The 7,257-nt window shown below is 64.2% G+C and carries 7 protein-coding genes; 5 read left to right on the forward strand and 2 right to left on the reverse strand.

The annotated features are described in order from the left end of the window. The first annotated feature begins 7 nt into the window (after window positions 1-7). The 5 genes from H7U32_RS06315 to H7U32_RS06335 all read left to right on the forward strand — a co-directional run bounded on the left by H7U32_RS06315 (window position 8) and on the right by H7U32_RS06335 (window position 6,533). Window positions 8-3,070, forward strand: a complete 3,063-nt coding sequence (locus H7U32_RS06315) for a tape measure protein (RefSeq protein WP_204469057.1) — start codon at window positions 8-10, stop codon at window positions 3,068-3,070. Beyond that, complete coding sequence (locus tag H7U32_RS06320; RefSeq protein ID WP_204469059.1) at window positions 3,057-3,878, forward strand: hypothetical protein; 822 nt, start codon at window positions 3,057-3,059, stop codon at window positions 3,876-3,878. Before H7U32_RS06315 ends, H7U32_RS06320 begins: the two co-directional genes overlap by 14 nt. After that, window positions 3,866-5,458 carry a Gp37-like protein gene (locus tag H7U32_RS10955; protein ID WP_204469061.1) on the forward strand — a complete coding sequence of 531 codons (1,593 nt, stop codon included), beginning with the start codon at window positions 3,866-3,868 and terminating at the stop codon, window positions 5,456-5,458. The genes H7U32_RS06320 and H7U32_RS10955 overlap by 13 nt, the downstream gene beginning before the upstream one ends. Window positions 5,459-5,486: 28 nt before the next feature. After that, entirely contained in the window at window positions 5,487-6,263 is a 777-nt protein-coding gene (locus tag H7U32_RS06330; protein WP_204469063.1) for a hypothetical protein, read from the forward strand. Between the two features lie 99 nt (window positions 6,264-6,362). Further along, window positions 6,363-6,533 (forward strand): hypothetical protein, encoded by a 171-nt coding sequence (locus H7U32_RS06335; RefSeq protein ID WP_204469065.1) that lies wholly within the window; start codon window positions 6,363-6,365, stop codon window positions 6,531-6,533. Here the strand turns inward: H7U32_RS06335 and H7U32_RS06340 are convergent. Both H7U32_RS06340 and H7U32_RS06345 read right to left on the reverse strand, forming a co-directional pair. Beyond that, on the reverse strand, window positions 6,530-6,772 hold the full coding sequence (locus tag H7U32_RS06340) for a hypothetical protein (RefSeq protein WP_204469067.1): 243 nt from the start codon (window positions 6,770-6,772) through the stop codon (window positions 6,530-6,532). The two genes, H7U32_RS06335 and H7U32_RS06340, sit on opposite strands and share 4 nt — an antisense overlap. Window positions 6,773-6,850: 78 nt before the next feature. Next, the gene (locus H7U32_RS06345) at window positions 6,851-7,111 is read right to left on the reverse strand and encodes a hypothetical protein (protein WP_204469069.1); all 261 of its coding nucleotides are present in this window, start codon (window positions 7,109-7,111) and stop codon (window positions 6,851-6,853) included. Window positions 7,112-7,257 lie beyond the last annotated feature (146 nt).

Here is a 7,257-nt window from a genome sequence, read left to right on the forward strand (position 1 = left end):
AGGCACCATGGCGGACGGCGTGCAACTGGCGACCGCGTACGTGAACATCGAGGCCTCCACCAAAGGCCTCGGCAAACAGATCACCAAGGCCCTCGGCAAGGTCGACACATCCGGGCAGGGCACGAAGAGCGGCCGTGCGTGGGTCAAGGGCTTCGACAAGGCCACCAGCGGCATCAGTCTGGGCGCGGTCGCCGGAGTCGCCGCCAAGGCCACCGAACTGCTCGTCTCCGGTCTCGGCAAATACATGAACGCCGCCGTCGAGGCGTCCGACAGCACCGACAAGTTCAAGTCCACGCTTGACTTCGCCGGCGTGGACACGGCTACGATCGACCGGCTGACCAAATCGACGCAGGCGTATGCGGACGCGACCGTGTACGATCTGGCCGACATCCGCAACGTGACCGCCCAATTGGCCGCGAACGGCGTCAAGGACTACGACAGGCTCGCCGAGGCGGCCGGCAACCTCAACGCGGTAGCCGGCGGCAACGCCGAAACGTTCAAGAGCGTGGGCATGGTCCTCACGCAGACCGCCGGCCAGGGCAAGCTGACCACCGAGAACTTCAACCAGCTGTCCGACGCCATCCCCGGCGCCAGCGGCAAGATCCAGCAGGCGCTCAAGAAGATGGGCGCCTACACGTCGGGCAATTTCCGCGACGCCATGGAGAAGGGCGAGATCAGCGCCGAGGAATTCAATCAGGCGCTGATGGACCTCGGCATGACCGACGCGGCCGTCGAGGCCGCCAAAAGCACGAAGACGTTCGAGGGCGCGGTCGGCAACTGGGACGCGGCCATCCAGAAGCTCATCACCAAGGGACTGGACGCGGTCAAACCCGCGTTCACCAAGGCGTTGGGCGGCGCGACCGACATCGTCTCGGATTTCACCGACGACATCTCCGACAACCTCGATGATCTGCAGAAGCGCTTCAGCAAGGCCGCGGACAGCCTGCTCGAGGGGAACCTCGCGCAGGCCATCGGCGACGTGTTCGACCTGGATCCCGGCGTGGTCCGGAGCCTGAACGAAGCGTTCGACTCGCTTGGCGACGGATTCCAGTCGATCGGTGACGCGTTGGCTGACGTATCCCCCGGATTGGGTGCTACGAACGGTGCGTTTGGACTGTTCGCCGATACGTTGAAAACCATCAGCCCGCTCCTGCCTGCCATCGCCGACCTGGTGACCCTGTTCGCAAGCCTGCCCGAGCCGGTACAGATCGCCGCGGTCGGTCTGGTCGCATTCCACAAGCCGTTGGGAGCGATCATCAACGTGGCCAAGGGTGCCGGCGGCATGTTCAAAGGCATCGTCGACGGCATCGCGGGTATCGGTGACAAAGCGTCCGACTCGACCGGCAAAGTGTCGCGCCTGTCCGGATCATTGGGCGGGTTCAACCCGGCCGGCGTGGCCATGTCGGCGGCATTGGGCATCGCCACCGCCGCCATCGCCGCGGTCGGCGACGAAATGTCGAGCAACAAGGCCATCGCCGACGACTTCAAGCAGTCCATGCTCGAAGGCGCCGACGCTGTGGACCAATTCTGGAACAACGTACGCTCCGGCGAATCCGGCGACATAGGCTTCATCAGCGAGTTCGCGTCCGGATTCAAATCGAGCGACATCAGCGGACTGCTCAAGCAGACCGGCGCTGATTTCGACGACTTCAAACAAGCGGTCATGGGAAGCGGCGACGCGTTGAACCGTGTCATGCAACAGGCGGGAGCCGACGTCGGCGGCACCACCGGCATCATCACCACGGGCATCGAATCGATCACCGACCTGCTCTCCGGGAACATGGTCGGAGGAGTGAGCAAATTCTTCCAGATCGGCGACGCAACAGCGTTGCTCCAACAAGTGGACAACCTGCGCGAATCCTACAAGCTGGCCGTAGCCCAGATGGTCGAATTCGGCAACACCCAGCAAAGCATCGCATCCGGCATGTCCGATGCGCGCAACGCGTTCTCCGAACTCGGGACGACGTTGAAGGCCAACGGCGACAGCCTGGCCAACAACGGACAGCTCACTGACCAGTCCACGGCCGCTATCCAACGCGCCAATGACAAGCTGTGGGAAAGCGTCGCCGCCCAACTCGCCTACGGGCAATCCACCGGCGAAATGGACGAAGCCGTGCAACAGGCGAAGAACAGCGTCCAACAGATGCGCGACTCGCTCATCTCCACCCTCACCCAGCAGGGCATGAGCGCCGAAGCCGCAGCCGCATACGCGGACAGTCTCGGCCTCATCCCCGCGAACGTGAGCACGCGGTTCACCGCCGACACGCTCGCCTCCCAAGGCATGATCGACGCGTACCTCGACCGGATCGGCGCCACACCCGATCAGAAGGCGACGGTCATGGAAGCTCTCACGGCCCAGGCCGGCGGCAACATCGACAACCTGAACATGAAGATGAGCTCCATCCCCAAGCAGGTCCAGTCCATCCTCACCGCGGACAACATCGATGCCGTCGGCAAAACCGAGGACTCCAAGCGGAGGCTGGACGAGTACGGGGCGAAACGGCCGAAAGCGGTACTGGACGCAGACAACGCCCAGGCACTCAACAAGACCAGCGCCGCCCAGAAAGGAATCGACCAATTCGGCAACTGCCGTGTCAAAGCCACCGTAGACGTGCAAGACAACGCATCCAGCAAGCTCACCGGCATCCTCGGACAGCTCGGCAAAATCGCATCACAAGTATGGACAGGCGTCGTCAGCGTCGTCACCGGAGGCGGCAAGGCCTACGGCGGTCTCATCGACGGAGGCAAAGTCACCGGCCCCGGAAGCCGCGTGAGCGACACCGCGCAGATCACCCCGCTGAGCGCGGGCGAGTACGTGATCCGCGCCAAAAGCGCGAGCCGCATAGGCTACACGACCCTCGACCGGCTCAACAGGACCGGCACCCTCCCCGACACCGTCACGGCGCCGTCGTCCGTGCGGAAGACCGGGCGAACCGCCGTCGCCGGGTATGCGGACGAGCGCGTGGTCGCATTGCTGCAGCGGATCCTGCTCGAACTGGAGGCCGGACAGCGCATCGAGCTGGACGGGCGCGAGATGGGAAGGACGGTGCGCAGGTATGCGAACGCTTGAGCTTGTGTGCGGCACCAACGGCGAGATCATCAGGTTCGACGGCCCCGTGTACGGGGAGACCATGCCATCGTTGCGCGGCCGCCGCTGGGACTACGCGATCGGCCTGCGCGGCCTGTCCGGCGTCACCAGATCCAGCCGCGAACTCGACCTGACCGTCAAGACCACGGACCCCGCGCAACTGGATCGGATGCGCCGGCTGATGGACGCCGACATGGCCAACGGAAAACCCGGCACGCTGGTCGCCGACGGCGAATGGAAGGCGTCCGCCTACGTGACCGGCAGCGACGTCGACGAGATCACCCCACGACTGGTCACGGTCACGCTGAAGGTCGTCCTGTTGGAGGGTGTGTGGCGTCGGGAGGCGACCACGCAGTACAATCCCGAGACGCTCGCCTCCTACACGGACCTCGATTACCCGTACGACTACGAGCATGACTGGTCGCCGAGCCTGCTCGCCAACACCGCCACGAACCCGGCATTGTCGCCGATGCCGTGCCGGCTGACCGTGTACGGGCCGGCCACGGACCCCGAGATCACGATAGGCGGCAATGTGTACGCGGTGGACTGCGAGGTGCCCTCCGGCGCGTATCTCGTGGTGGACGGATTGTCGCGCACGATCCGCCTGACCATGAACAACGGCGATGTGGTCGACCATTTCGCGGACGGGCGCCGCGGCAGCGGGCTGGACGGCGGCGAGTACTGCTTCCAGCCTTTGCCGGCGGGCGAGTCCGAGGTGTCATGGACCGGCGGATACGGGTTCGACCTGACCGTGATCGAGGAAAGGGGCGAACCGCCATGGTCGACCTGATCGCCACCGACGCGCAGCACCGGGACATGCTCGCCATCCGCGACTGCACCCTCGACCTCGCGTTCGGGTCGGATGAAAACGACTTCCAGCTGACCGTGCACGAACCGAACATCCGGTTGGAGGCGGGCGCGAGCGTGTACGTGGACGGCACCGAATACGGCGGCATCATCGACTCCACCGGCGGCAGCCTCGAAAGCAACGTCCCCACCGTCACCTACGAGGGGCGCACCTGGCACGGGCTGCTCGCCAGCCGCATCATCCAACCATCGTCCGGGCAGGACTACTGGACGGTATCCGGGGATGCGACCGACTGCGTCCAGAAGGTCATCGACCGCATCGGCCTGGGTGAGGTGATGACCACCAGTCCGGCGCGGGCGAGCGGGCTCCCCGTATCCGGCTACAAGTTCGACCGGTACACCGACGCATACGCCGGACTGAAGAAGATGCTCGAATCGTGCGGCGGCAAGCTGTGCATGGCCTACGATTCGGGCATGCTCCGTTTGTCGGCCCTGCCCGTCGCCACCTATGGTGGCGTGGACAGCGACCTGCTCGACTACTCGTACGACCGCGACTGGCATCCCGTCAACCATCTGATCTGCCTCGGCACGGGCGAGGGCAAGGACCGCACCGTCGTCCACCTGTACGCCGACACGGAGGGCGAGGTATCGGAGACCCAGTCAATCACCGGCCTGGACGAGGTGCAGGCCGTCTACGACTATTCGAACGCCGACCGCGACGAACTATTGGAGAAAGGCAGGGAGAAGCTCGAGGCCCTGCAGGCGCAGGGCGGCGTGGACGTGCAGATCCACGACGGTCTCGACCTCGACATCGGCGACCTCGTCGCCAGCCACGACCGCCTGTCCGGCATCGACGTGACCGCCCAGGTCACCAAGAAGATCGTCAAACTCTCACACGGCGTGCTCACGGTGTCCTACGAGTGCGGCACCGCCGGCACTTCCAAGACCTCGTTGACCGGCACGGCGGAGAGCACGCCCGGAGGACACCCCTACTACGCCGGCGAAGGCCTGCGATTGTCGGACTGGACGTTTTCCGCGGACGTGACCCAACGGGACGTCGATGACCTGGGCGTTCTGACCGCGGAAGCGAACACGACCGCCAGCAACGCCATGCAGACCGCGCAAAGCGTGCGCAATGACATCGACGCGGCGAGCCTGACCATCGGCACGGTCACCACCGTCCAGCCGGGCGGCCAAGCGACCGCAAGACTGACAGGCGGCGGACTATCCCACGTGCTCGACCTCGGCATCCCGCAGGGCGTCCAAGGCCCGCAGGGCGAGAAAGGCGACCCCGGCCCACAGGGCGAGACCGGCCCCCAAGGCCCACAAGGCGAGAGGGGCGAGAAAGGCGACAAGGGAGACCAAGGGCCGCAGGGCGAGCCCGGCAAGGACGGGACTCCAGGACAGGCGCTCACCGAAGCGCAGGCGTTCCTCGCCGCCCACCCGGTCGGCAGCATCTTCGAATGGAACAAAAACCAGAATCCCGGCACCACGTACGGCGGTACGTGGCAGGAGGCCGGTCGCGGCATGGACAGCGCCTACCGGTGGCTCCGCACCGCATGAACAAACAGAACTGAAAGGAAACATCGTCATGGCAAGCGAGCTCATCACCGGATTCGCCGGAACACCACACGTCGGCAGCGACGACATTGGCGCGTTCCAGGCCGGCATCCTCGGCGCCGGCAGCTACGTGCTGCAGACCGGCCAGCAATTGAAGGCCACCGTCGCGTCGGCGAACAAGGTCACGATCGGCACCGGCGACCTGGTCATGAACGGGCGCCATGTGCGCATGGCCACCGCGACCGACCTGACCATCGAGAACGGCAGCCAGGGGCAGAAGCGCAACGACCTGATCGTCTGCCGCTATAGCAAGGTGTCGGACGGCAAGGAGACCGCCACGCTGACCGTCGTCAAGGGCACCGCCACAACCGGCACCCCCGCGGACCCGTCCTACAACAAGACATCGATCCTGGACGGCGCCAGCACGAGCGACATGCCCCTGTACCGCATACCCATCACCAACCTGTCGGTCGGAACGCCCGTCCAACTCTTCAAAGTCCTCACGCCACTGGACACCGTGGGGGATTCCGTAACCCAGATGATAGAGGCCGGGACTCTTAGCGTTAAGCCGACCGCTCTTGGAGCTTCCTATATCAAGTTCGCTCATCCGCATGACGCTCCCTCTTTGGCCGTCACCGCGACCATTGCGAGATGGTCGGGCGACGAAGATCGCGGACGGTATGTCATACCAACGGTATGGGACACGACCAAGGAGGCATTCCAGTTGCGGTTCTACCGTCGTGATCTAGGAGACTGGGCCGGCGCGTTCGACTGCGCGGTCAGCTGGATTGCCGTATGGTCGGCCTAGCATTCCGTAACCCCCACTCAGTACACGTTCTCGAATCCGGAGCGCAGCCAGGTGATCGGTTGTGTGCCGGACCGTGACCGGATCGTGAGGATATCGGGGATGGTGGTGCTGGGATCGGGCACCCTGTGTCCGATCCCGTTCCTTCACCCGCAGTATCCGGAGCGCTCGGTCAGTGTGAGCATCTCCGCATCAGGCGATATCAACATCCTGTACGGCGGCGAAATCACACTGGACCACGGATGCATCAATGTGTACACGGCCGAGCACTAGGCTGCGATGAAGTGGATGGTCGCATTGAAGCCTCCGCTGTTCTGTCCGCCGCCCATGTTGGAGTACCGAATCACGCCGGAGGTCTCCACGATGATCTGCCTCTGGCTGGCGGCGTCACGGCCGCTCCACGTGCCCGTGACCTTCATGCACGGACGCCACCCTTCGGGCAGTGTTCCGAAATTGCCCGAGCCCCATGATTCTCCTGAGGCCGACTTCCAGTCGATGGAGAGCTCGATCATGCGGCCGACCTTGACACCGGTGACGGTGCCGTACTGGTTCGTGATGACCTTGGTCGGACCCGACTGGGTTACGGAAACCTAGACAGTAAGTTGGCCGATGCCGACCGCGACGACCTTGGACGTGACAGCCACAGGCTCGTCGGTGACGTTACGAATAGCAACCGTCACGTCGGTCTCGCTCACGGCGTCAATGGACACATTGAGCCGCGTATGCCACGAGGTGATGAAGACTGTTGGCGTCTGGGCGAATGGCTTAGGCCATTTGAGTTCCATGTTGCCGCTCCAGCCGGCGGGTACGTCGCCGGCGTTGATTGTCCATGTCGCGGTTTGCATCGCCATCGAGCTTAAAGGTCCCAGATGGGTTACGGAATGCTAGGCGGGTTTGACGTTGAAGACAAGAGAGCCTTTGTGCCATGCGTTTGCGCCGATATCGATTGCTGCGGGTGTCTGGTACGAAATGGTGTTGCCGACCGCGCGGAACGCGT

Source organism: Bifidobacterium pullorum subsp. saeculare (assembly GCF_016899725.1).
In the GTDB taxonomy this organism is placed as follows: domain Bacteria; phylum Actinomycetota; class Actinomycetes; order Actinomycetales; family Bifidobacteriaceae; genus Bifidobacterium; species Bifidobacterium pullorum_C.